Origin of the sequence: Streptomyces physcomitrii, from assembly GCF_012273655.1 — a bacterium.
Taxonomy (GTDB): domain Bacteria; phylum Actinomycetota; class Actinomycetes; order Streptomycetales; family Streptomycetaceae; genus Streptomyces; species Streptomyces physcomitrii.
This window is the reverse complement of the sequence record NZ_JAAWWP010000017.1, coordinates 89111-110712: the sequence shown is the minus strand read 5'-3', so window position 1 is coordinate 110712 and position 21602 is coordinate 89111. Positions and strand designations below refer to the sequence as shown.

Below are 21602 nucleotides of genomic sequence, written 5' to 3'. Positions count from 1 at the left end.
GCAGGAGCCTGACATGCAGTCGATTCGTGTGCACAAGCCCGGCGGCCCGGACGCCCTCCTCGCCGAGGAGACCGAGGTCCCGCGGCCGGGCCCCGGCCAGGTCCTGGTGCGCAACACGGCGGTCGGCGTCAACTACATCGACGTCTACTACCGCGACGGCAGCTACCCCGCCCCGGCCCCGCTCGTGCCCGGACAGGAGGGCGCGGGCGTGGTCGAGTCGGTCGGCCCGCAGGTGGCGGGCTTCGCCCCGGGCGACCGGGTGGCCTACGCCTCCGGGCTCGGCGCCTACGCCGAGTACACCGCGGTCGCCGCCGAGAAGCTGGTCCCGGTGCCCGAGGCGGTACCCCTCGAACAGGCCGCCGCGGTGCTCCTCCAGGGGCTCGCCGCGCACTACCTCACCCACCAGACGCACCCGGTGGCCGAGGGCGACACCGTCGTCGTACTCGCCGCCGCGGGCGGACTCGGCCGCTTCCTGGTGCAGTTCGCCGCGCACCGCGGGGCCACCGTGATCGCGGTGACCTCCAGCCCGGAGAAGGAGAAGGCGGCCCGCGAGGCGGGCGCCCGGCACGCCGTCGGCTACGACTCCTTCGACGAGCGGGTGCGCGAGATCACCGGCGGCGAGGGCGCGCACGTCGTCTACGACTCGGTCGGCGCCGCCACCTACGAGGCAAGCCTGCGCAGTCTGCGCCGCCGCGGACTGCTCGCGCTCTGCGGTCTCTCCAGCGGCCCCGTGCCCCCGCTGGACGTCGAACTCCTGCGCGGCGGCGGCTCCTTGTACCTGACCCGGCCCACCATGCGGGACCACCTGTACGACGCCGCCACGCTGCGCGCCGGGTCGGCCGCGGTCTTCGACGCGCTCGCCGCGGGGGTGCTGCGCCCGCTGATCCACCGGCGCCTCCCGCTCGCCGAGGCGGCCACCGCGCACCGCCTCCTGGAGGGCCGCGAGACCTCGGGCAAGCTGCTGCTCACCCCGCCCGCCGCCTCCTGACCGCCGTACCGTAGGACTTCCGAGCCCGTCGAACGCCCAACTCCACCCGACCACAAGGGAGTCGGCCGCCCCGCACCGCGGGGCCGGCCGCCGCCCCGACCGAAGAACCGCCCGGGGGACCACCCGCCGCGCGCCCCGCACCGGGGCCCGGCGGCGGTGCCCCGCGCGCGGACCGTACCCGCATCCCGCAGGAGCACCGAATGTCCGATCCCACCCACCGCAAGCTGCTCTTCGTCGGCGGTGCGGGTGACGCGACCCTCGCGGTCGACGTCGTCACGCACGCGATAACCGAGGCCCGCAAGCGGGGCCTGAGCGTGCATGTGACCAACCAGGAGGCCACCCTCGCGGCGACCCCCACCATCAGCGAGCAGGCCGACGCGGTCAGCGCCGTCGACTTCTCCGAGCGGGGCGCCAGCGCCGCCTGGGCCCGTGAACAGCTCGCCGCGGGCGAGCAGTTCGACGTCGTTTTCGGCGTACGGGAGATGGCGCAGGAGGCGGTCGCCGAGGTCGCCGACGCCCTGGGCCGCCCCGGCAACACCCCGGCCGCGGTGCACCGGGTGCGCACCAAGGACGCCGCCCGCGCCGCCCTCGCCGAGCGCGGCTTCCGGCAGCCCGCCTTCCGGGTCTGCACCACCGCGGCCGAGGCCGCCGCCTTCCTCGCCGAGCACAAGGGCCCCTGGGTGGTGAAGCCCCGGGACGCCATGGGCAGCGAGGGCGTCAGCAAGATCTCCGGGCCCGAGGAGCTGGACGCCGCGGTCGCCTTCCTCCCCGAGGCGGGCGAGCCGTTCATCGTCGAGCAGTACGTCGAGGGCCGCGAGTACAGCGTCGAGGGCGTCTTCCTCGGCGGTGAGCCGCACGCGCTGGCCGTCACCGACAAGGAGAAGCTGCCGCCGCCGTACTTCTTCGAGACCGAGTACGTCATCCCGGCGATCGTCCCGGAGGAGCTGCGCGCGGAGATCGTCCGGGAGGTGACCGCGGCGCTGACCGCCCTGGACCTGCGCTACGGGCAGTTCCACGTCGAGCTGTGGGCCACCGAGGACGGCGTGGTGCTCGGCGAGTTCCACGTCCGCAACGCGGGCGGCTGGATCCACCGGATGCTGAGGCACGTGGTGCCCGGCCTGGAGTGGTTCGGCCTGGTCTTCGACGACGCCCTCGGCCTGCCGGTCGACCGCGCCGCGCTCGCCCCCGTCAAGGGCTCCGCGGCCCGCTTCCTCACCCCGCAGCCGGGCCGGGTCGTCTCGGTGCACGGCTGGGACGAGGTGCTGGCCCACCCCGCCGTGCTCTACGCCGAACTCCGGGTCGCCGAGGGCGACATCATCCCGGCGCCGCGCTCGGTGGAGGACCGGATGGGCGTCATCGTGGTCGGCGCGGACACCCCCGAGGAGGCCCGGGACCTCGGCCGCAAGCTCGCCGACTCGGTACGGGTGGAGACCGAGCCGGTGGCGGAGCAGCAGGACTGAGACGGGAGTCGGGCCCGCCCGACTCCCGCCCCGCAAAAGGGCGTTCGCCCCGGTTCCGCGGAGAACCGGGGCGAACGTCTGTGCTGCGCGAGCGGAGGGCTCAGGCGCTGCAGGAGGTGGTGCTGGTGGTCGAGGAGCAGGTCGAGGTCGAGCTGCAGCTCGTCGAACCGGCGAGAACGACCTCGCTCGCGTCCGAGTAGTCCGAGATCTCGAAGGTCTCCGACTCGAGCTCCAGGATCTCGTCCGCGAGGGAGGCGAGCGGCGTCTTCTCCATGATGACTCCTTGGGGTACGAGCGGCCCCCGGGAGGGATCCCGGAGGTCCGTGGTGCCACAACCGCATTCCACCCCCCGCCGCCGACAGGAGGCCCGGCGTCCCGCTGACACCTCACTGACACCTTCTGTCAGCGGCCTGCCGTCCGGCCCCGCGGCCCGGCCGTGGACGATGTCCCCATGAACGCCGCAGCAGCACCCGACGCCGCGACCGGGACGGTCCTCGAAGGACTCGGCGCGGCGCTGCGCCCGCTGACCGCCTTCTGCCTCGACGTCCACCAGCACCCCGAGCTCTCCGGCCAGGAGACCCGTACCGCCGCCCGCTTCGCCGAACTCCTCGATGCCGAAGGCCTGCTGACGACCCCTCAGGTCGGCGGCACGGGAGTGGTCGGCGTACTGGAGAACGGCCCGGGCCCCACCGTGTGGCTGCGCGCCGAGCTGGACGCCCTGCCCGGCCGGGAGGAGACCGGCCTGCCCTATGCCGCCACCGGCGAGGCGGCGCACAGCTGCGGCCACGACCTGCACCTCGGCGCGGCGGCCGGCGCCGCGGTGCTCCTCGCCCGGGCCCGGGAGTCCTGGCGGGGCACCCTCGTCGTCCTCGGCCAGCCCGCCGAGGAGACCCTGGAGGGCGCCCGGGCCATGCTCACCGACGGCCTCTACCGCCGCTTCCCGCGCCCCGAAGCGGTCCTCGCCCAGCACAGCGCCCCGCTGCCGGGCGGGATGCTGGCGCACGGCTACGGACCGATGACCGCGGGCAGCGTCACCCTGGACGTGGTGGTGCACGGCACCGGCGGGCACGCGGGCGCCCCGCATCTGGCGGTCGACCCGGTGCTCACGGCCGCCTCCGCGGTGACCCGACTCCAGGGGGTGGTGGCCCGCGAGTGCGCCCCCGCCGAGCAGGTGGTGGTCTCGGTGGGCTCCTTCCACGCGGGGGAGCGGGCCAATGTGATCCCCGGCAGCGCCCGGCTGGGACTGACCGTCAGGGCGGTGGGCCCGGAGTCGCTGGAGCGGGCGGTGGCCGCGGTGGAGCGGGTGCTGCGCGCCGAGTGCGCCGCCTCCGGCTGCCCCCGCGAACCGGAGATCACCCGGACCTCCTCCTCCCCGCTCACCCACCCGGACCCGGCGGCCACCGCCCGGGTGCGCGAGGCCCATGTACGCCACTACGGCCACGAGCGGGTGGCGATGTGGCCGCCGACCCTGGCCACCGAGGACTTCGCGCTCTACGGGGACGCGGGCCGCGCGCTGCACGGCGAGGAGGGGATCGCGCTCTGCTACTGGATGCTGGGCGCGGTGGGCCCCGCCGCCTGGTCGGCCGCCCCCGGGTCCACCGCGGCCGAGAAGATGGCCGCGCTGCCCGCCAACCACAGCCCCCGCTTCACGGTCGACCTGCGCACCGCGCTGCCCACCGGCATCGGGGCGCTGGTGACCGGCGCGATGAGCTGGCTCGGCGCCGACTGAGCCTCCCGGCGGCGGGGGACCACCCCGCAGCGTTTGACAAGCGGCGGTGCGGTGGGACCGTGGAAGCGGGTGCCGGTGTGGCGCGGGACTTCCCGCGTGCCACGGGACGCGGGGCGCCGGGCCCCCGCGCGAAGGAGGCCTGAAGGATGAACACCCCCGGAGACAATCTGGTCTGCTCGCACCTCGACCAGGTGCGGGAGGTCACCCCGGACAGCCCCGACTCCTGTCCCGAATGCCTTGAGCTGGGCGACAGTTGGGTCCATCTGCGCGAGTGCCAGATCTGCGGGCACGTCGGCTGCTGCGACTCCTCGAAGAACAAGCACGCCACCGCGCACCACGAGTCCAGCGGCCACCCCCTGATCCGCTCCTACGAGCCGGGCGAGCGCTGGTGGTGGTGCTACGAGGACCTGGTGACCTTCGAGGTGGAGGGCGTCGACCCGGCCCGGGCGGCGTGAGCGCGGCGGGATCCGGCCGCCGCCCGGCCGCCCCCGACCGGCGGCAGCGGCTCAGGACATGTCCCGCATCCGGTTGATCTCGGAGGTCTGCTGGGCGACCACATCGGTGGCCATCTCCTCGATCTGGATGTTGTTGCCCTCGGACTGCACCTCGGTGGCCATGGTGAGGGCGCCGCCGTGGTGCGTGATCATCAGCTTCAGGAAGAGGGCGTCGAACTTCTCGCCCTCGGCGGCGCGCAGCTTCTTCAGCTGGGCCTCGCTCGCCATGCCCGGCATGTCGTGGTGGTGCGCGTGCGCGTCCTCACGCGGCCCGCCGTGCCGGGTCAACCAGCCCTCCATGGCCTCGATCTCGGGGCCCTGGGCGGCGGAGATCCGGGCGGCGAGACGGCGTACCTTCGCCTGCCCGGCCTGCTTCGGGGCGAGCCGGGTCATCTCCAGTGCCTGCGCGTGGTGCGTGATCATCATCTGCGCGTACCGGAAGTCGGCCGAGTTGGGCCGGTCGTCGGACTTGCGCTCCGCCGCCTCCTTCGGGTCCAGCGTCTCGGCCGCCTCACCCGGCTTGCCCGGCGCGATCACCGAGGGGCTCCCCGAGCCGCCCCGGGCCTTGCCCTCGCCGTCCGACTCGCATCCGGCGAGGGCGAGGACGACGGCGAGCACCGCGGCCGCCGCGGCCGCCCGGCTCGGTCTCCGGTGCGGCCGCGGCGAGCGGGCCTGGGAGCGGTGGGACACGGCAACCTCCTGTGCTGCGGGGGGAGTTGGAGCGTACTGCGAGTCTGTCCTGATCTGGGCGCTTCCAGGGAGGGGGAGAACAACAAGTCCTCGTGTCGAGGACGTTGCCACCTGTTGATTTCAGCGTGCACATGACGATACTGCGGGTGTCCTCCAAGCATTCCACCCCGAATGGAGACAGAGGAGACCGCAGTGAACCTGTCACCCACCCCCCGCACCCGGCGCAGACGGCTGGCGACCGTCGCCGCCGCGGCCGGCCTCCTGGCCGGGCTGCTCACCGCAGCGCCCGCCGTGGCCACCCCCGACCCCGGAGACAGCCCGAAGAGCCCCTCCGCGGTCTCGCGGAGCGACGCGGCGAAGACCAGGTCGGCCATCGAGAAGGGCGACATTCCCGGCCCGGGCGTCGTCGACCACTCCGACAACATCCAGCACCTCGCGAACATCCCCAAGGAGGCGCTGCCGGGCACCAACTCGGACCTGGCCTTCCAGGGCAAGTACGCCTTCGCGGGCAACTACGACGGCTTCCGCGTCTTCGACATCAGCAACCCGAAGCGCCCGCGGACCGTGGCCCAGGTGCTGTGCCCCGGCTCGCAGAACGACATCTCCGTCTCGGGCGATCTGCTGTTCCTGTCCACGGACTCCTCGCGCAGCGACAACTCCTGCGCCAGCGCCACCCAGCCGGCGACCGAGAAGTCGTCCTGGGAGGGCATGAAGGTCTTCGACATCAGCGACAAGGCGAACCCGAAGTACGTCGCCGCGGTGGAGACGGCGTGCGGTTCGCACACCCACACCCTGGTGCCGGAGCGCAGGAACGTCTACGTCTATGTCTCCTCGTACGGGCCGAGCGACACCTTCCCCGACTGCAAGCCGCCGCACGACGGCATCTCGGTGATCAAGGTCCCGCGCAAGGCCCCGCAGAAGGCCGCCGTGATCGATTTCCCGGTGCTCTTCCCCGGTGAGGGTCCCGACGGCGGCGGCAACCCCGGTGACCCGACCAACCCGGGCGTCTCCAAGACCACCGGCTGCCACGACATCACCGTGCTGCCGTCCGAGGACCTCGCGGCCGGGGCCTGCATGGGCGACGGCATCCTCTTCTCGATCAGGAACCCGGAGCGCCCCCGGGTCATCGACCGGGTCCAGGACAACGTCAACTTCGCCTTCTGGCACTCGGCGACCTTCAACCAGCGTGCCGACAAGGTGGTGTTCACCGACGAGCTCGGCGGCGGTGGCGCGGCCACCTGCAACGACGAGGTGGGCCCCGACCGCGGCGCGGACGGCATCTACGACGTCACCGGCCGCGGCGACAAGCGCAAGCTCTCCTTCCGCAGCTACTACAAGATCCCCCGGGCCCAGGCGGACACCGAGAACTGCGTGGCGCACAACGGCTCGCTGATCCCGGTCAAGGGCAAGGACCTGATGGTCCAGGCCTGGTACCAGGGCGGCGTCTCGGTGTGGGACTTCACCAACTCCTCCCGTCCGAAGGAGATCGCGTACTTCGAGCGCGGCCCGCTCTCCACGGACACCCTCTCCGTCGGCGGCTCCTGGTCCGCGTACTACTACAACGGCTACATCTACTCCAACGACATGTCGATGGGCTTCGACGTGCTGAAGCTCGACGACCGCCGTACGGATCCGGCCAAGGGCGTGCGCCTGGACGAGCTGAACGTCCAGACCCAGCCCGACTACTTCGACCGGCACCGCCACTGAGTCTCTGCTCCTCGCGCGTGGGGCCGTCCCGGGAGACCGGGGCGGCCCCACGCCCGCGTCCGGGAGCCCCGCGGACGCGGGCCGGTCGCGGACCCGGCCCCGCTCAGCCGGTGCGCCGCAGCGCCAGCACCGCGTTGTGCCCGCCGAAGCCGAAGGAGTTGCTGAGGGCGATGTCGGCCGCCTCGGGCAGGGCGCGCGCCGCGCCGGTCACCACGTCCAGGCCGAGGCCCTCCTCCGGCTCCTCGCAGCCGAGCGTGGGCGGGATGACCCCGTGGTGCAGGGTGAGCGCGGTGACGATGGCCTCCACGCCGCCCGCCGCGCCCTGCATATGGCCGAAGTGGCCCTTGTTGGCGGTGATCGGCACCGCGCCGTAGGCGGTCTGCCCGTCCAGCACCTCGCACAGCGCGAGCGCCTCCGCGCGGTCCCCCTCGACGGTGGCGGTGGCGTGCGCGTTCACATGGGCGACCGCCGAGGCGTCGGTCCCGGCGTCGTGCAGGGCCCGGCGCAGGGCGAGGGCGACCCCGGCGCCGGTGGCGTCCGGCGCCGCGATGTGGTGGGCGTCCGCGGACAGGCCCCAGCCCGCGGCCTCGCAGTAGATCCGCGCCCCGCGGGCCCTGGCGTGCTCCTCGGACTCCAGGACGAGTACGCCCGCGCCCTCCCCGCAGACGAAGCCGTCCCGGTTGCGGTCGAAGGGGCGGGAGGCCGCGGCGGGGTCGTCGTTGCGGGTGGACAGCGCCCGCATCGCGGCGAAGGAGGCCATCACCACCGGGGTGATGACGGCCTCGGCGCCGCCCGCGACCACCACGTCGAGATGCCCGTGCCGGATCCGGTCGACGGCCTGGCCGATGGCCTCGGTCCCGGAGGCGCAGGCGCTGGTGACGGTGCGGGCCTCGCCGGTGATGTGCAGGTCCAGGGAGATCTGCGAGGCGGCCTGCGAGGGGACGGTCATCGGATTGGTGAGCGGTGAGACCCCGCGCGGGCCCTTCTCGCGCAGCTTGCGGTCGCTGGCCACCATCACCGGGGTGCCGCCGATGATGGTCCCCATCGACACCCCGACGCGGTGTGCGAGCAGCCCGCCGGCCAGGGTGCCCTCGGGGTCGAGACCGGCGTCCCGCCAGGCCTCCCGGGCGGCGAGCACCGCGAACTGCGCGGCCCGGTTCATCCGCCGCGCCCGCGAACGGGGCAGCAGCGGGGCCGGGTCGGGCGCGGTGGCGGCGATCCGCACCGGCTGGTCCGCGAACTCCTCGTCGATCAGGGTGTGCACCCCGCAGTGGTCCTCCAGCATGCCCTGCCAGAGTTCGGCCACGGAGGGCCCGAGCGGGGTGACCGCCCCCAGCCCGGTGATCACCACCCGGTGTCTCGGCCCCGGCGCGGGCCCGACCGGTACGCGCCCTTGCTCCTCGGCGGCGGTGTCCCCGGCTCGGGTCATGGCTGCACCTCTCTCGCCTCGATGACCGGTGCCGCCGGGGCGGGCTGCCCGCCGCCGGTACGCACCTCGTGGTGGGCGCCCCCGGAGTGCTCGCCGCAGGGAGTCGGCGGAGGCCTCCGGTACCCGGCATCCCGGCCGGAACCCAGGGGATCCGCCCGAGATGTCATCGCTTGTCGATTTTACTGCCGCCTGGGTGGTTCGAGCCCGTCCGGACCGGGGCAGGAAAGAGGGCGTGCGCACGGAGGGGAGTGGGGCGGGTGCGGAGGGTGGCGAATCGCCGGGTGCCGGGAGGCCCGGGCGGTCAGTCGACCGGGAAGCCGGCGACCCGGGTGGTGATGCGGGCGATCCGCCGGGCCGACTCCTCGGGGGAGCTGCCGGGCTGCACGATATGGCTGACGGTCAGCCGCACGATGGTCTCCACCGCGAGGCCGCGCCACTCGGGCTCGACCTCGGACCAGTGCTCCTCGGCGTAGGCCTCCAGCATGGCGATGGCCGTGTTGAAGACCGGCTCCGGCCGGGTGGTCAGATAGGCGAGGAGGTCCTCGTCGCCGGTGCGGGCGTAGGTGAGGATGGCCTTGATCAGGCCGTTGTCGGCGGCCTCGCGCAGGGTGAAGCCGACACCGGCCGCGGCGGCGGACTCCAAGTCGCTTCCGTGCGGCCGCAGTTCGCGCTCGATGCCGACCAGGAAGCGCTCCGCCTCGCGCTCCACCAGGGCCCGTCCGACGGCGTCCTTGGAGCCGAACTCGTTGTAGAGCGTCTGCCTGCTGATCCCGGCCTTCCTGGCGATCGCGGCGAGCCTGAGGCCCGCCCAGCCCTGGGCGGTCACGAGTTCGTAGGCGGCGTCCAGTACCCGTTCTCGCAGGAGGGATCGGACGTTCTCCCGAAAGGTAGTCATCGTGTTCCCACCCTATCGACTCCATACTTGTCAAAGGTATTGACGCTCAGTGGGGTAGTGCCTACGTTCTGGACACCCCACCGGAAAAGTGTCCAGTGAAAGTGAGACGGTCATGTCAACGACCGGCGGTCCGGACACCGCGACCGACGTCACCTGGCGCGATCCCAAGCGCTACCTCTGGCTCATCGGCCTGGTCGTCCCCCTGTTCCCCTTCATCGCCTGGGCACTCGTCGAGGCCACCGGGCTCGGTCTGCTGTGGTGGACCGGGATCCTCCTGCTCTATGTGATCTTCCCGGTCGTGGACATCCTCTTCGGCAAGGACAGCGCCAACCCGCCCGAGAGCGCCACGGCCTGGCTGGAGCGGGACCGCTACTACCGCTGGTGCATCTACCTCTACCTGCCGGTGCAGTACGCGGGCCTGGTCTTCGGCTGCTGGCTGCTCACCCACGGCGGCCTCTCCTTCCAGGGCAGGCTCGGCCTGGCCATCACCCTCGGCGGCGTCGCGGGCATCGGCATCAACACCGCCCACGAACTCGGGCACAAGAAGGAGTCCGTGGAGCGCTGGCTGTCCAAGGTCGCGCTCGCCCAGACCTGCTACGGGCACTTCTTCATCGAGCACAACCGCGGCCACCACGTCCGCGTCGCCACCCCGGAGGACCCGGCCAGCGCCCGCCTCGGCGAGAGCTTCTGGGCCTTCTGGCCGCGTACCGTCTCCGGCAGCCTGCGCTCGGCCTGGCGCCTGGAGAAGAAGCGCATGGAACGCCTCGGCAAGAGCCCCTGGTCGCCGCGGAACGACGTCCTCAACGCCTGGGCGATGTCCGCGGTCCTCTTCGGCGCCCTGGTCCTCGCCTTCGGCCCCGGACTGCTGCCCTGGCTCGCCCTCCAGGCGGTCTTCGGCTTCAGCCTCCTGGAGGTCATCAACTACACCGAGCACTACGGGCTGCTGCGCCGCCACACCGAGAGCGGACGCTACGAGCGCTGCGCGCCCCGGCACAGCTGGAACAGCGACAACGTCGCCAGCAACGTCTTCCTCTACCACCTCCAGCGGCACAGCGACCACCACGCCAACCCGACCCGCCGCTACCAGGCCCTGCGCCACTTCGAGGAGGCGCCCGAACTCCCCACCGGCTACGCGGGGATGATCGTGCTCGCCTACATCCCGCCGCTGTGGCGCCGGGTGATGGACCACCGCGTACTGGCCCACTACGGCGGCGACATCAACCGCGCCAACCTCCACCCCGGCAAGCGCGAGGCGCTGCTGACCCGCTACGGATCCGCCGCATGAGCCGCTGGACCTGCCCCGTCTGCGACTACGGGTACGAGGAGAGCCGGGGCGCGCCCCGCGAGGGCTTCCCCGCGGGCACCCCCTGGAGCGCCGTCCCCGACGACTGGTGCTGCCCCGACTGCGGGGTGCGCGAGAAGATCGACTTCGAACCCGACAGCGGCTCCGACAGCGGCTCCGACAACGGCTGAGGAAACCATGAAGAAGTGGCAGTGCCTGGTGTGCGGATTCATCTACGACGAGGCCGAGGGCTGGCCCGAGGAGGACATCGCCCCCGGCACCCGCTGGGAGGACATCCCGGACGACTGGTCCTGCCCCGACTGCGGCGCCGCCAAGGCCGACTTCGAGATGGCCGAGATCACGCACGCCTGAGCCGTACGCCGCCGTCGGTACCGGGACCGCCGGTACACGGCCACGCCCGCCCCGCGCGCTCGGGGCGGGGCCCCGGTCCTGAGCGGCCGGGAACCGGACCCCCGAACCCCCGTACCGGCGGCCCCCGCCCGGGCCGTCAGCTCTCGCTCGCCGCCGCCTCCAGTGCGATCGCGGTGACCACGAAGCCGCGGCGCGCCAGCCACTTGCCCTCGAAGACGTCGAGGCGTTCGCCCGCCACCAGCGGGCCCGGCACCTGGAGCCGGGCGCGGAAGGTGCCCGCCTCCGGGTCGATGTCCAACTCGGCCTCCTCGAAGTCGAGTTCGAGACCGGTCAGCGGATACCAGGTCTTGAACACCGACTCCTTCGCGCTGAACAGCAGCCGGTCCCAGGAGACCGCCGGGTGGCTACGGGCCAGTTCGGCGAGCCGCGCGGTCTCCGCGGGACGTGCGACCACCTCCAGGACGCCCTCGGGCAGCGGCAGGTTCGGCTCCGCGTCGATGCCCAGCGAGGTGAGGTCGGCGGCCCGGGCCACCGCCGCGGCACGGAATCCCGCGCAGTGCGTCATCGTGCCCACCACGCCCTGCGGCCAGACCGTCGCCCCGCGCTTGCCCGGCACCAAGGGCACCGGCGGCAGGCCGAGTTCACCGAGCGCCCGGCGCGCGCACAGGCGCACCGTGGTGAACTCCTCGCGCCGCTTGGCCACCGCCTTGGCGATCGCGGCGGCCTCGGCGGGGAAGAGCCCCTCCTCGGCGGTCTCGGCCAGGTCGCCGAAGGACGAGGCGCAGGCCACCTGGGCGGGCAGTATCTCCTCGATCACTTCTCATTCTCCTCGCTCACGTCCGCCGCCTCGCGGGCGGCGGGGAGTCTCTGCTTCAGGCCGGGGGCTGGGGGAGGATCTGCCGCAGCGGCTCGCGCGGCGGGCGCGGGCGCCACTCGCGCGGGTAGCCGATGGACACCTCCTCGAAGCGCACCCCGTCGTACCAGGTCACCCGGGGGATGTGCAGATGACCGTAGACCATCGCGGCGGCCCGGAAGCGCACATGCCAGTCGGCGGTCAGCTCGGTCCCGCACCACTGCGCGAACTGCGGGTAGCGCAGGACCAGGGTGGGGTCGCGCACCAGCGGATAGTGGTTGATCAGCACCGTCCGGTGCGCCGGGTCGATCGCGGACAGGCGCTGCTCGGTGAGCGCGATCCGTGCCCGGCACCAGTCGTCCCGGGTGGGGAAGGGGTCCGGGTGCAGCAGGTACTCGTCGGCGCAGACGATGCCGGAGTCGTGCGCGACCTTCAGCGACTCCTCCTTGGTACGGGTGCCGGGCGCCCGGAAGGAGTAGTCGTACAGGGTGAACAGCGGGGCCACCGTGACCGGTTGCTCCTCGTCCTGCCACACCGGGTACGGGTCCTCCGGGGTGAGCACCCCGGCGCCCCGGCACATCTCCACCAGCGCCTCGTAGCGGGCCACCCCGCGCAGGGTGACCGGGTCCTGGGGGTGGGTCCACAGCTCGTGGTTGCCCGGCGACCAGATCACCTTGGCGAAGCGGCCGGCGAGCAGCTTGAGCGCCCACTCGATGTCGGCGAACTTCTCGCCGACATCGCCCGCGACGATCAGCCAGTCCTCGTCCGAGCCCGGACGCATCTCCTCGGTGAGCTTGCGGTTCTCCTCATGGGCGATGTGCTGATCGCTGACCGCGAGCAGTTTTCCTGTGGTCACTGACGCTCCTTTCGCCGGGACGGACCGAGTGGCTGGCCCGGGACTGTCGTGATGCCGCGGGCTTCAGGCGGGGGTGAGCCGGTCCGCGAGGCTCTTCAGGATCGCGGGCTGGTGGTCCACCAGGTAGAAGTGGCCGCCCCGGTACACGTCGAGGGTGAAGGGCCCCTCGGTGTGCTCGGCCCAGGCGCGCGCCTCCTCCTCGGTCACCATCGGGTCCTGGTCGCCGATCATCGCGTAGACGGCGCTCTTCAGCTTCGGGCCCGGGTGGTAGCGGTAGGTCTCCGCCGCCTTGTAGTCGCCGCGCACCGCGGGCAGCGTCATGCGCAGCAGCTCCTCGTTGCCGAGGACCTGGTCGTTGGTGCCGCTGAGGCCGCGCAGCTCGGCGATGAGCTCCTCGTCGGTGCCGAGGTGCACGGTGCAGTTCTCGCGGTGCCGGGAGGGCGCGGGCCGGGCGGAGGGGAACAGTGCCTCGGCCACCAGGCCCTCGGCCTCCAGGCGGCGGGCCAGCTCGAAGGAGAGGGTGGCGCCCATGCTGTGCCCGAACAGCGCGAAGGGGCCGTCGAGTTGGGAGCGCAGCACCGGGAGCAGCTGGTCGGCGAGCTCCGCCACGGACTCGATCAGCTTCTCCGCGTGGCGGTCCTGGCGGCCCGGGTACTGCACGGCGAGCACCTCGATGCCGGGGGCGAGCGCCTTGGCCATCGGGAAGAAGAAGGTGCCGCTGCCGCCGGCGTGCGGCAGCACCACCAGCTTGGGCGCGCCGGGGCCGGCCGGGTGGTAGCGGCGTATCCACAGGTCGTCGGTGTTCCTGGTGCCGGTCATGGGGAAGTGCTGTCCTTCCGTGCCGCGCCCGCGCGGGCGCTTCGTCGGGTGAGAGGCGGCTGCTGCCGGTTCGATGGAGACGGTCAGGGGTTCAGCGGAGCGCCTCGGGGGCGATCCGGTCGTACGCGGCGGTGAGGCGCGCCAGTACCGGGTGGTCCGCGGGGAAGGCCACCTCGCCGACCGCGGCCAGCGGGCGCACGCCCACCGCCGCGTTGGTCGCGAACGCGGCCTGCAGGCCCGGCAGCTGATCGAGCGTCAGCGGGCGTTCGGCCTGGGGCAGTTCGGTGGCGGCCAGCAACTCCCGGGTGACACCGGGAAGTTGCTCGGCCGCCGGCCACAGCAGCCGCTCGCCGTCCCAGAATCCGGTGTTCCAGGTGGCGCCCTCGGAGATCTCACCGCCGGGCGAGACGAACAAGGCGTCGTCCCAGCCGTCGAGTTGGGCCCGGCGGCGCAGGTACAGGCTCTCGAAGAGTCCGGTGTGCTTCACGCCCGCGCACTGGCGGACGTACGTCACCGGGGTGACCCGCAGCGGCTGGGGCGGCAGCGCCGGCGCCTCGCGGGTGGTCACCAGGATCCGGGGGCGGGCCCCGTCCGCCGGACGGGCGAGGCCGAGCGCGGGGTCGAAGACGGTGACCCGGGCGACGAGCGCGCCGGTGCGCCCGGCCAGGGCACCCCGCAGCCGCTCCCGTACCGCCTCCGGGTCCAGGGCGGTGCCGAACACGGCGCGGCAGTCCCGCACGAGGCGGGCCAGGTGCAGCGACAGTCCCCGTACCGCGCCGTCCTGCACCCGCATCGTCGTGAAGTGTCCGTAACCGGTCAGCGCCAGCGCCTCAAGCGCCTCGGTGCTCACCGGCCCCCCGTCGAGCTCTCCCATGCGGCACAGTGTTCCACCTGGTGGGCGTGGTCGGCGTACGGGGACGGTGATGATTGTCACGCGCCGGGTTCCCGGCGGGCGGCCCCCGCCGCGAGGGTGCGGAAGGCGGCCAACCGCCCGGATCCCGGACGTAGGCGGACGTCTCGGCGGGGCGGCCCGGCGGCCGGGCGCCCGGGGCCCGCTGCGGGAGCCCACACAGGGGCATTGGCACAGGCCTCGGGCATCTGGCACGATCGCGACGGCCGTCGATGGCGCCCGCAGGGCTTCGATGTCGACCGTGGAACGGGGAACCACCGCTGATGGAGATGTTCGAACTCGCCGCACAACGGGCAGGGTTCGCCCTCGACAGTTCCCAGTTCGCGGCGGCCCGGCGGCTCACGGCGCTCGGCGAGGCCCTCACCCGCAGGCGCCGCCTCCTCGGCCGCGTCCGTGAAGTCCCGCCTGCCGTGCGGCGCCCGGGCCGCGCCGCGCCGGCCCGGGGCCTCTACCTCTGGGGCCCGGTCGGCCGCGGCAAGAGCTGGCTGGCGGACACCTTCTACGAGTCCCTGGAGCTGCGGCACAAGCACCGGGTGCACTTCCACGAGTTCTTCCGGGAGTTCCACGCCGCCTACGCCCGCCACCGCGGCGACCGGGCCGCCGCGGACCTCGCGGTGGCCCAACTCCTCGGCGACTGCCGCTTCCTGTACTTCGACGAGTTCCACGTCCACGACCCCGGCGACGCGATGATGATCGGCCGCGTGCTGCGCTCCCTGGTCGACCGCAGGATCACCCTGCTCGCGACCTCGAACTACCGGCCCGCCGAGCTGCTGCCCGACCCCGTCCACCACCCCCTGTTCGCACCGGCGATCGCGCTCCTGGAGGGCCACCTCGACGTGGTCGAGGTGGCGGGCCCGCGGGACCACCGCGCCGCCCGCCGCCCGGGCGCGGTACGCACCGGGTTCGAGCGGGGCGGCTTTCTGCGGCCCGGCACCGAGGAGCAGTTCGCGGCCGCCGGACTGCGGGTCCCCGGGCCCGCGGAGCGGGAGAGCCTCACCGTCCGCGGACGCGGGATCGCGGCGCGCGCCGTCCGCGGTGACCTGGTCTGGTTCGACTTCCACGAGCTGTGCTCCACCCCCACCTCCACCCTCGACTACCTCGACCTCGCCGACCGCTTCGGCAGCTGGGTGCTCTCCGGGCTGCCCCGCCTTCGCCCGGGCCACCGGGACGCGGCCCAGCGCTTCGCCAACCTGGTGGACGTGCTCTGCGACCGCGGTGTACGCCTGCACCTGGCGGGCGAGGCACCGCCCGCCGAGTGCCTGGGCGGCGGGGCCCTGCCCCTGGACCTCGACCGGACCGTGAGCCGCCTCGGACTGCTCCCGGACCTCGCCGCGCCGGAGGCCTCCAGGACCCCGGCGGGCGCCTGACCTTCGGGGCGCACCGCCCCCGCCCCTCGCGGGCACCCGCGACAGCTTCGGAGAAAGAGGCGAGACCCCCATGGCGGCTGAAGAGAAGCTGCGCGACTACCTCAAGCGGGCGACCGCCGAGCTCCGCCATGTGCGGCAGCAGCTCCAGGACGCGCAGGACCAGGCGCACGAACCCGTCGCGATCATCGGCATGAGCTGCCGCTACCCGGGCGGCGTCACCTCCCCCGAGGAGCTGTGGCAGCTGGTCGCGGACGGCACCGACGCCATCGCGCCCTTCCCCGCCGACCGCGGCTGGGACACCGAGGGCCTCTACGACCCGGACCCGGAGCACCCCGGCACCTCCTACGTCCGCGAGGGCGGCTTTCTCGACGGCGTGACCGGCTTCGACGCCGCCTTCTTCGGCATCAACCGGCGCGAGGCCCTGGCGATGGACCCGCAGCAGCGCCTGCTCATGGAGACCTCCTGGGAGGCCGTGGAGCGCGCCGGGATCGACGCGAGCACCCTGCGCGGCAGCCGCACCGGCGTCTTCGCCTCGGTGATGTACCACGACTACGCCGGACTCCTGGAGGGCCAGGAGGAGTTGGCCGGGTACGTCATCAACGGCAGCGCGGGCTCCATCGCCTCCGGCCGGATCTCCTACACCTTCGGCTTCGAGGGGCCGGCGCTCACCGTCGACACCGCCTGCTCCTCCTCGCTGGTCACCCTGCATCTGGCCGCCGAGGCACTGCGCGGCGGCGAGTGCACCCTGGCGCTCGCGGGCGGGGCGACCGTGATGTCCACACCCGCCTCCTTCGTGGAGTTCAGCCGCCAGCGCTCGCTCGCCCCGGACGGCCGCTGCAAGGCCTTCTCCGCCGCGGCCGACGGCACCGGCTGGGGCGAGGGCGTCGGCATGCTCCTCCTGGAACGCCTCTCGGACGCCCGGCGCAACGGCCACCCGGTGCTCGCCGTGGTCCGCGGCTCGGCCGTCAACCAGGACGGCGCCAGCAACGGCCTCACCGCCCCCAACGGCCCCTCCCAGCAGCGGGTGATCCGGCAGGCCCTGGAGCGTGCCCGGCTGCGCCCGGAGGAGATCGACGCGGTCGAGGCGCACGGCACCGGCACCGCCCTCGGCGACCCCATCGAGGCGCAGTCCCTCCTCGCCACCTACGGCCAGGAGCGGGCCGCGGACCACCACCTCTGGCTGGGCTCGCTGAAGTCCAACATCGGGCACAGCCAGGCCGCGGCCGGGGTCGGCGGCGTGATCAAGATGGTCATGGCGATGCGGCACGGCGTCCTGCCCCGGTCCCTGCACAGCGAGGAGCCGACCGCCCACGTCAACTGGGCCTCGGGGCCGGTGCGCCTGCTCTCCGAGTCCCGGCCCTGGCCCGAGACCGGCCGCCCCCGCCGGGCCGCCGTCTCCTCCTTCGGCATCAGCGGCACCAACGCCCACGCCCTCCTGGAGGAGCCGCCCGCGCCCGAGCCCGCGGCGCCCAGGACCCCGGAGGCGACGGCCTCAGCAGCGGCTGCCGAGGCCCGACTGCCGCCCACCGAAGACCTGTTCACCGCACCCGGCGCGGCCGGCACCGCCCCGCTGCTCCCCTTCGTCCTCTCCGCGCGTTCCCCCGAGGCACTGCGGGAACGCGCCCGCCTGCTCGCCCGGCAGCTGACCGCCGCGCCCGGCGAGAGCCTCGCCGCCCTCGCGGCCTCGCTGCTCGCCTCCCGCGCCCTCTTCGAGCACCGCGCGGTCGTCCTCGCCGCAGAACGCGCCGCCCTGCTCGCCGAACTCGACCGCCTCGCCGCCGGTGAGCCCGGCGAGTCCACGGTGGCCGGGACCGCGCTCGCCGCCGCGCCCCGCCCGGTCTTCGTCTTCCCCGGCCAGGGCTCCCAGTGGACCGGCATGGCCCGCGAACTCCTCGACACCTCAACCGTGTTCGCCCGCCGGGTCACCGAGTGCGCCGAGGCGCTCGCCCCGTACACCGACTGGTCGCTCACCGAGGTCCTGCGGGGGACCGGGGGCGGCCCCTCGCTCGACCGGGTCGACGTCCTGCAGCCCGCGCTCTTCGCGGTGATGCTCGGCCTCGCCGAACTCTGGCGCGCCGCCGGGATCGAACCGGCCGCCGTGGTCGGCCACAGCCAGGGCGAGGTGGCCGCCGCGGTGGTCGCCGGAGCCCTCACCCTGCCGGAGGCCGCCCGCGTGGTCGCCCTGCGCAGCCAGGCCCTGCGCGACATCTCCGGCACCAGCGGCATGGCCTCGCTCGCCCTGTCCGCCGAGGAGGCCACCGCCCGCCTCGCGCCTTGGTCGGACCGGCTCTCGGTGGCCGCCGTCAACGGCCCCGGCTCCACCACCGTCTCCGGCGACGGCGAGGCCCTCGACGCACTCCTCGCCGCCCTGGACGCGGACGGCGTCTGGGCCCGCCGCATCCCCGGCGTGGACACACCCGGCCACTCGGTCCACATCGAGGCGGTACGCGACCGTATGCGCACCGCCTTCGCCGACCTCGCCCCGCGCCCCTCCCCGGTGCCCTTCTTCTCCACGGTGACCGGCGCCCCGCTCGACACCGAGCGGCTCGACGGCGCCTACTGGTACCGCAACATGCGCGAGACGGTGCTCTTCGAACCGGCGGTACGCGCCCTCGCCGAAGCCGGGTACGCGCACTTCCTGGAGATCAGCCCGCACCCGGTGCTGCATGTCTCGCTCGGCCAGACCCTGGACGCGGCCGGACAGCAGCACTTCCTCGGCGAGAGCCTGCGCCGCGAACAGGGCGGCCGGGAGCGGCTGCTGACCTCCTGGGCAGGGGCCTGCACACACGGCCTCGCCCCGCGCTGGGCCGCCGTACTGCCGCCCGGCACCGAGCCCACCACCGCGCTGCCCACCTACCCCTTCCAGCGGGAGCACTTCTGGCCGCGTCCGCGCCGGGCGGGCGGCGACGCGGCCTCGCTCGGCCTCGGCGCCGCCGGGCACCCGCTGCTCGGCGCGGCGGTGGAGCTGCCGGGCGCGGACGGCCATCTCTTCACCGGCCGCCTCGCCCGCGGCACCCACCCCTGGCTCGCCGAGCACGCGCTCGGCGAGAACGTCCTGCTGCCCGGCACCGCCTTCCTCGAACTCGCCCTGCACGCGGGCCGGTTGCTCGGCTGCCCGCAGGTGGGCGAACTCCTCCTGGAGGCCCCGCTGACGCTGCCCGCCCAGGGCGCCGTACAGCTCCAGCTCACCGTCGGCGCCCCCGAGGAGTCCGGCAGCCGCGCCCTCCAGGTCCACGCCCGTACCGAGCTGCCCGGCGAGGAGCCCGCGCCCTGGACCCGGCACGCCACCGGCGTCCTCACCATCGGCACCGCCACCACCCCGCTGCCGGGGGCCAGTTGGCCGCCGCCCGGTGCACAGCCGCTCGAACTCGACGGCCACTACGAGGACTTCGCCGCGGCGGGCTTCGCCTACGGCCCCGCCTTCCGCGGTCTGCGCGCCGCCTGGCGGCACGGCGAGGAGATCCTCGCCGAGATCGCGCTGCCCGGTGAACCCGCCGCCGAGGCCGCCCGGTTCGGACTGCACCCCGCCCTCCTCGACGCCGCCCTGCACGCCATCCCGCTGGGCGCGCTCGGCGGCGAGGGGGGCATCGGGGCGGGCCGCCTGCCCTTCGCCTGGCACGGGGTACGGCTGCACGGCCCGGGCGCCACCGCCCTGCGGGTGCGTCTCGCGCCCGCGGGCGAGGAGGCCGTCTCGCTGGAGGTCGCGGACCAGTCCGGGCTGCCGGTGGCCTCGGTGGAATCCCTCCTGCTGCGCCCGCTGCCCAAGGGCGCCCTCGCCGCCGCCCGCACCGACTCCCTGTTCCGTCTGATCTGGGAGAAGACCACGGCAGCCGGGGACGCGCCGGTCCGCTGGGCGGCCCTCGGCGCCGGGGTTCCCGCCCCCGAGGGCAGCCAGCGCTTCGGCGGCTACGAGGAGTTGGCCGCCGGGCTCGGCGAGGGCCCCGTACCGGACGCCGTCCTGGTGGCGGCGGAGCCCGGCGCCGAGCCGCGGCCGGAGCTGGCCCGGGTGCTCGCCCTGGCCCAGCGCTTCCTGGCCGAGGAGCGCCTGTCGGGCACCCGGCTCCTCTACGTCACCCGGGGGGCCGCGGCCCTGCCCGGTGACCCGGCCGCGCCGGCGGAGCGGGCTGCGGCGCGGCTCGCACCGGCCGCCGCCCGGGGACTGCTGCGCTCGGCCGCCTCCGAGAACCCGGGACGGTTCGTCCTGGTGGACCTCGCGGAGGCCGGGCCCGGCGCGGCGGACCCCGGTTCGCAGGAGTCCGCCGAGGGCCCCGCGCTGGCGGCGGCACTCGCCACCGGGGAGCCCGAACTCGCCGTCCGCGAGGGCCAGGTGTACGTACCCCGGCTCGCGCGGGCGGCCTCGGCCGAGCCCCCGGCGCTCGACCCCGAGGGCACCGTCCTCGTCACCGGCGGCACCGGCACCCTCGGGAGCGCGGTCGCCCGGCACCTGGTCACCGGGCACGGGGTGCGCAGGCTGCTGCTGGTCAGCCGTACCGGCAAGGCCCCCGAGCTGGAGGCCGAACTGACCGCTCTGGGCGCCGAGATCACCCTCGCCGCCTGCGACACCGCCGACCGCGAGGCCCTCGCCGCGCTGCTGGCCCGGATACCCGCCGCGCACCCGCTGACCGCGGTGGTGCACGCCGCCGGGGTCCTGGACGACGGCGTGATCCAGTCGCTGACCCCGCGCCACCTCGACGCGGTACTGCGCGCCAAGGCCGACTCCGCCCGCCATCTGCACACCCTCACCCGCGAGTTGGACCTGGCGGCCTTCGTCCTCTTCTCCTCCGCGGCCGCGCTCTTCGGCGCACCGGGCCAGGGCAACTACGCCGCCGCCAACGCCGCGCTGGACGCCCTCGCCGCCGAGCGCAGGGCCGAGGGGCTGCCCGCCGTCTCGCTCGCCTGGGGGCTCTGGGCCGAGGCCAGCGGGATGACCGGGCACCTCGACGGCGCGGGGCTCGCCCGTATCGAACGGGACGGAGTGCGCGCCCTGTCCACCGAGGAGGGGCTCGCCCTCTTCGACGCCGCGCTCGGCCACGAGGAGGCCCTGCTCGCCGCGTTCCGGGTGGACACCGGCGAACTGCGCCGCCTGCCCGCCGGGGTGCCGCCGCTCTTCCGGGGCCTGCTGCCCCCGGCGCCCGCCCGCGAGGAGGCCCCGGCACCGGCCGCCGTTCCGCCGGCCCAGCAGCTCGCCGGGGTCGCGGAGGGGGAGCGGCGCCGGATCCTCCTGGACCTGGTCCGGGGGCACGCCGCGCGGGTGCTCGGTCTCGCCGGGGCGCTCGCGGTGGAGGAGCACAAGGGCTTCTTCGACCTGGGCATGGACTCGCTGACCGTGGTGCAGCTGCGCAATCAGCTCGGCGCCGCCACCGGTCTCACGCTGCCGACCACTCTGGTCTTCGACCACCCGACCCCGGTGGCGCTGGTCGCCTATCTGGAGACCCGGCTGACCGCGGAGCCCGCCCCGGCCCCACTGCCGCTGACCGGCGAACTCGACGTACTGGAAAGGGCCTTGAGGCCGCTCGCCGACCAGGGATCCGAGGAGGTACGGGCCCGGCTGCACGCCCGGCTGACCGCCCTCGCGGAACTGGTCGCCGTCCCGGGCGGCGCCTTCGGGGGCGGGGGCGCCGCGGCGGACGAGGGTGCCGGAGGCGGTGAGGAGGCGACGGCCGAGAAGCTCGGCTCGGCCTCCGCGGACGAGATCTTCGACTTCATCCAGAAGGAGTTCGGGAAGTCCTGAGCAGTCCGTGTGAGCGGAAA

General features: G+C 74.1%; 18 protein-coding genes. 10 read left to right on the top strand and 8 right to left on the bottom strand.

What is annotated here, in order from left to right; all coding sequences use genetic code 11:
- Positions 1 to 13 precede the first annotated feature (13 nt).
- Positions 14 to 988 carry a quinone oxidoreductase family protein gene (locus tag HFV08_RS24120; RefSeq protein WP_168542381.1) on the top strand — a complete coding sequence of 325 codons (975 nt, stop codon included), beginning with the start codon at positions 14 to 16 and terminating at the stop codon, positions 986 to 988.
- Positions 989 to 1188: 200 nt separating this feature from the next.
- On the top strand, positions 1189 to 2448 hold the full coding sequence (locus HFV08_RS32160; protein ID WP_168542379.1) for an ATP-grasp domain-containing protein: 1260 nt from the start codon (positions 1189 to 1191) through the stop codon (positions 2446 to 2448).
- Between the two features lie 100 nt (positions 2449 to 2548).
- On the opposite strand, the gene HFV08_RS24110 is transcribed toward HFV08_RS32160, so the two are convergent.
- Entirely contained in the window at positions 2549 to 2722 is a 174-nt protein-coding gene (locus HFV08_RS24110) for a thiazolylpeptide-type bacteriocin (protein ID WP_040246680.1), read from the bottom strand.
- 177 nt (positions 2723 to 2899) lie between these two features.
- On the opposite strand from HFV08_RS24110, the gene HFV08_RS24105 reads away from it, so the two are divergent.
- A complete protein-coding gene (locus HFV08_RS24105) occupies positions 2900 to 4177 on the top strand; it encodes an amidohydrolase (protein ID WP_168542377.1) in 1278 nt (425 codons plus the stop codon).
- A gap of 146 nt (positions 4178 to 4323) precedes the next feature.
- The gene (locus tag HFV08_RS24100) at positions 4324 to 4632 is read left to right on the top strand and encodes a UBP-type zinc finger domain-containing protein (RefSeq protein WP_040246674.1); all 309 of its coding nucleotides are present in this window, start codon (positions 4324 to 4326) and stop codon (positions 4630 to 4632) included.
- Between the two features lie 51 nt (positions 4633 to 4683).
- Here the strand turns inward: HFV08_RS24100 and HFV08_RS24095 are convergent, their stop codons facing one another.
- Positions 4684 to 5361: a DUF305 domain-containing protein gene (locus HFV08_RS24095; protein WP_168542375.1), complete on the bottom strand. Its 678-nt coding sequence runs from the start codon at positions 5359 to 5361 to the stop codon at positions 4684 to 4686.
- 192 nt (positions 5362 to 5553) lie between these two features.
- Between HFV08_RS24095 and HFV08_RS24090 the strand changes: the two genes are divergently transcribed.
- Positions 5554 to 7068: an LVIVD repeat-containing protein gene (locus tag HFV08_RS24090; RefSeq protein WP_312885804.1), complete on the top strand. Its 1515-nt coding sequence runs from the start codon at positions 5554 to 5556 to the stop codon at positions 7066 to 7068.
- 103 nt (positions 7069 to 7171) lie between these two features.
- On the opposite strand, the gene HFV08_RS24085 is transcribed toward HFV08_RS24090, so the two are convergent.
- Together HFV08_RS24085 and HFV08_RS24080 are read right to left on the bottom strand one after the other, a co-directional pair.
- On the bottom strand, positions 7172 to 8497 hold the full coding sequence (locus HFV08_RS24085; protein WP_168542371.1) for a beta-ketoacyl-[acyl-carrier-protein] synthase family protein: 1326 nt from the start codon (positions 8495 to 8497) through the stop codon (positions 7172 to 7174).
- Positions 8498 to 8798: 301 nt separating this feature from the next.
- Positions 8799 to 9392, bottom strand: coding sequence for a TetR/AcrR family transcriptional regulator (locus HFV08_RS24080; protein ID WP_168542369.1), 594 nt, complete (start codon positions 9390 to 9392; stop codon positions 8799 to 8801).
- Between the two features lie 112 nt (positions 9393 to 9504).
- Here HFV08_RS24080 and HFV08_RS24075 point away from each other — a divergent pair, with 112 nt between their 5' ends.
- The 3 genes from HFV08_RS24075 to HFV08_RS24065 are packed head-to-tail and all read left to right on the top strand — an operon-like array spanning position 9505 to position 11046.
- Positions 9505 to 10677: an alkane 1-monooxygenase gene (locus HFV08_RS24075; RefSeq protein ID WP_168542367.1), complete on the top strand. Its 1173-nt coding sequence runs from the start codon at positions 9505 to 9507 to the stop codon at positions 10675 to 10677.
- Positions 10674 to 10865, top strand: coding sequence for a rubredoxin (locus HFV08_RS24070; protein WP_168542365.1), 192 nt, complete (start codon positions 10674 to 10676; stop codon positions 10863 to 10865). Before HFV08_RS24075 ends, HFV08_RS24070 begins: the two co-directional genes overlap by 4 nt.
- 7 nt (positions 10866 to 10872) lie before the next feature.
- Positions 10873 to 11046 carry a rubredoxin gene (locus HFV08_RS24065; RefSeq protein WP_040246665.1) on the top strand — a complete coding sequence of 58 codons (174 nt, stop codon included), beginning with the start codon at positions 10873 to 10875 and terminating at the stop codon, positions 11044 to 11046.
- A gap of 136 nt (positions 11047 to 11182) precedes the next feature.
- On the opposite strand, the gene HFV08_RS24060 is transcribed toward HFV08_RS24065, so the two are convergent.
- From HFV08_RS24060 to HFV08_RS24045, 4 genes are all read right to left on the bottom strand, one after another.
- Positions 11183 to 11863, bottom strand: a complete 681-nt coding sequence (locus tag HFV08_RS24060; protein WP_168542363.1) for a 4'-phosphopantetheinyl transferase family protein — start codon at positions 11861 to 11863, stop codon at positions 11183 to 11185.
- A gap of 55 nt (positions 11864 to 11918) precedes the next feature.
- Positions 11919 to 12755, bottom strand: coding sequence for a metallophosphoesterase family protein (locus HFV08_RS24055; protein ID WP_312885803.1), 837 nt, complete (start codon positions 12753 to 12755; stop codon positions 11919 to 11921).
- A gap of 63 nt (positions 12756 to 12818) precedes the next feature.
- On the bottom strand, positions 12819 to 13574 hold the full coding sequence (locus HFV08_RS24050; protein WP_168542361.1) for a thioesterase II family protein: 756 nt from the start codon (positions 13572 to 13574) through the stop codon (positions 12819 to 12821).
- 91 nt (positions 13575 to 13665) lie between these two features.
- Positions 13666 to 14448, bottom strand: a complete 783-nt coding sequence (locus HFV08_RS24045; protein ID WP_168542359.1) for an aminotransferase class IV — start codon at positions 14446 to 14448, stop codon at positions 13666 to 13668.
- A 299-nt stretch (positions 14449 to 14747) separates the two neighbouring features.
- Here HFV08_RS24045 and zapE point away from each other — a divergent pair, with 299 nt between their 5' ends.
- Positions 14748 to 15851, top strand: a complete 1104-nt coding sequence (gene zapE, locus HFV08_RS24040; protein ID WP_168542357.1) for a cell division protein ZapE — start codon at positions 14748 to 14750, stop codon at positions 15849 to 15851.
- 88 nt (positions 15852 to 15939) lie between these two features.
- Positions 15940 to 21582 (top strand): type I polyketide synthase, encoded by a 5643-nt coding sequence (locus HFV08_RS24035; protein ID WP_446696847.1) that lies wholly within the window; start codon positions 15940 to 15942, stop codon positions 21580 to 21582.
- Positions 21583 to 21602 lie beyond the last annotated feature (20 nt).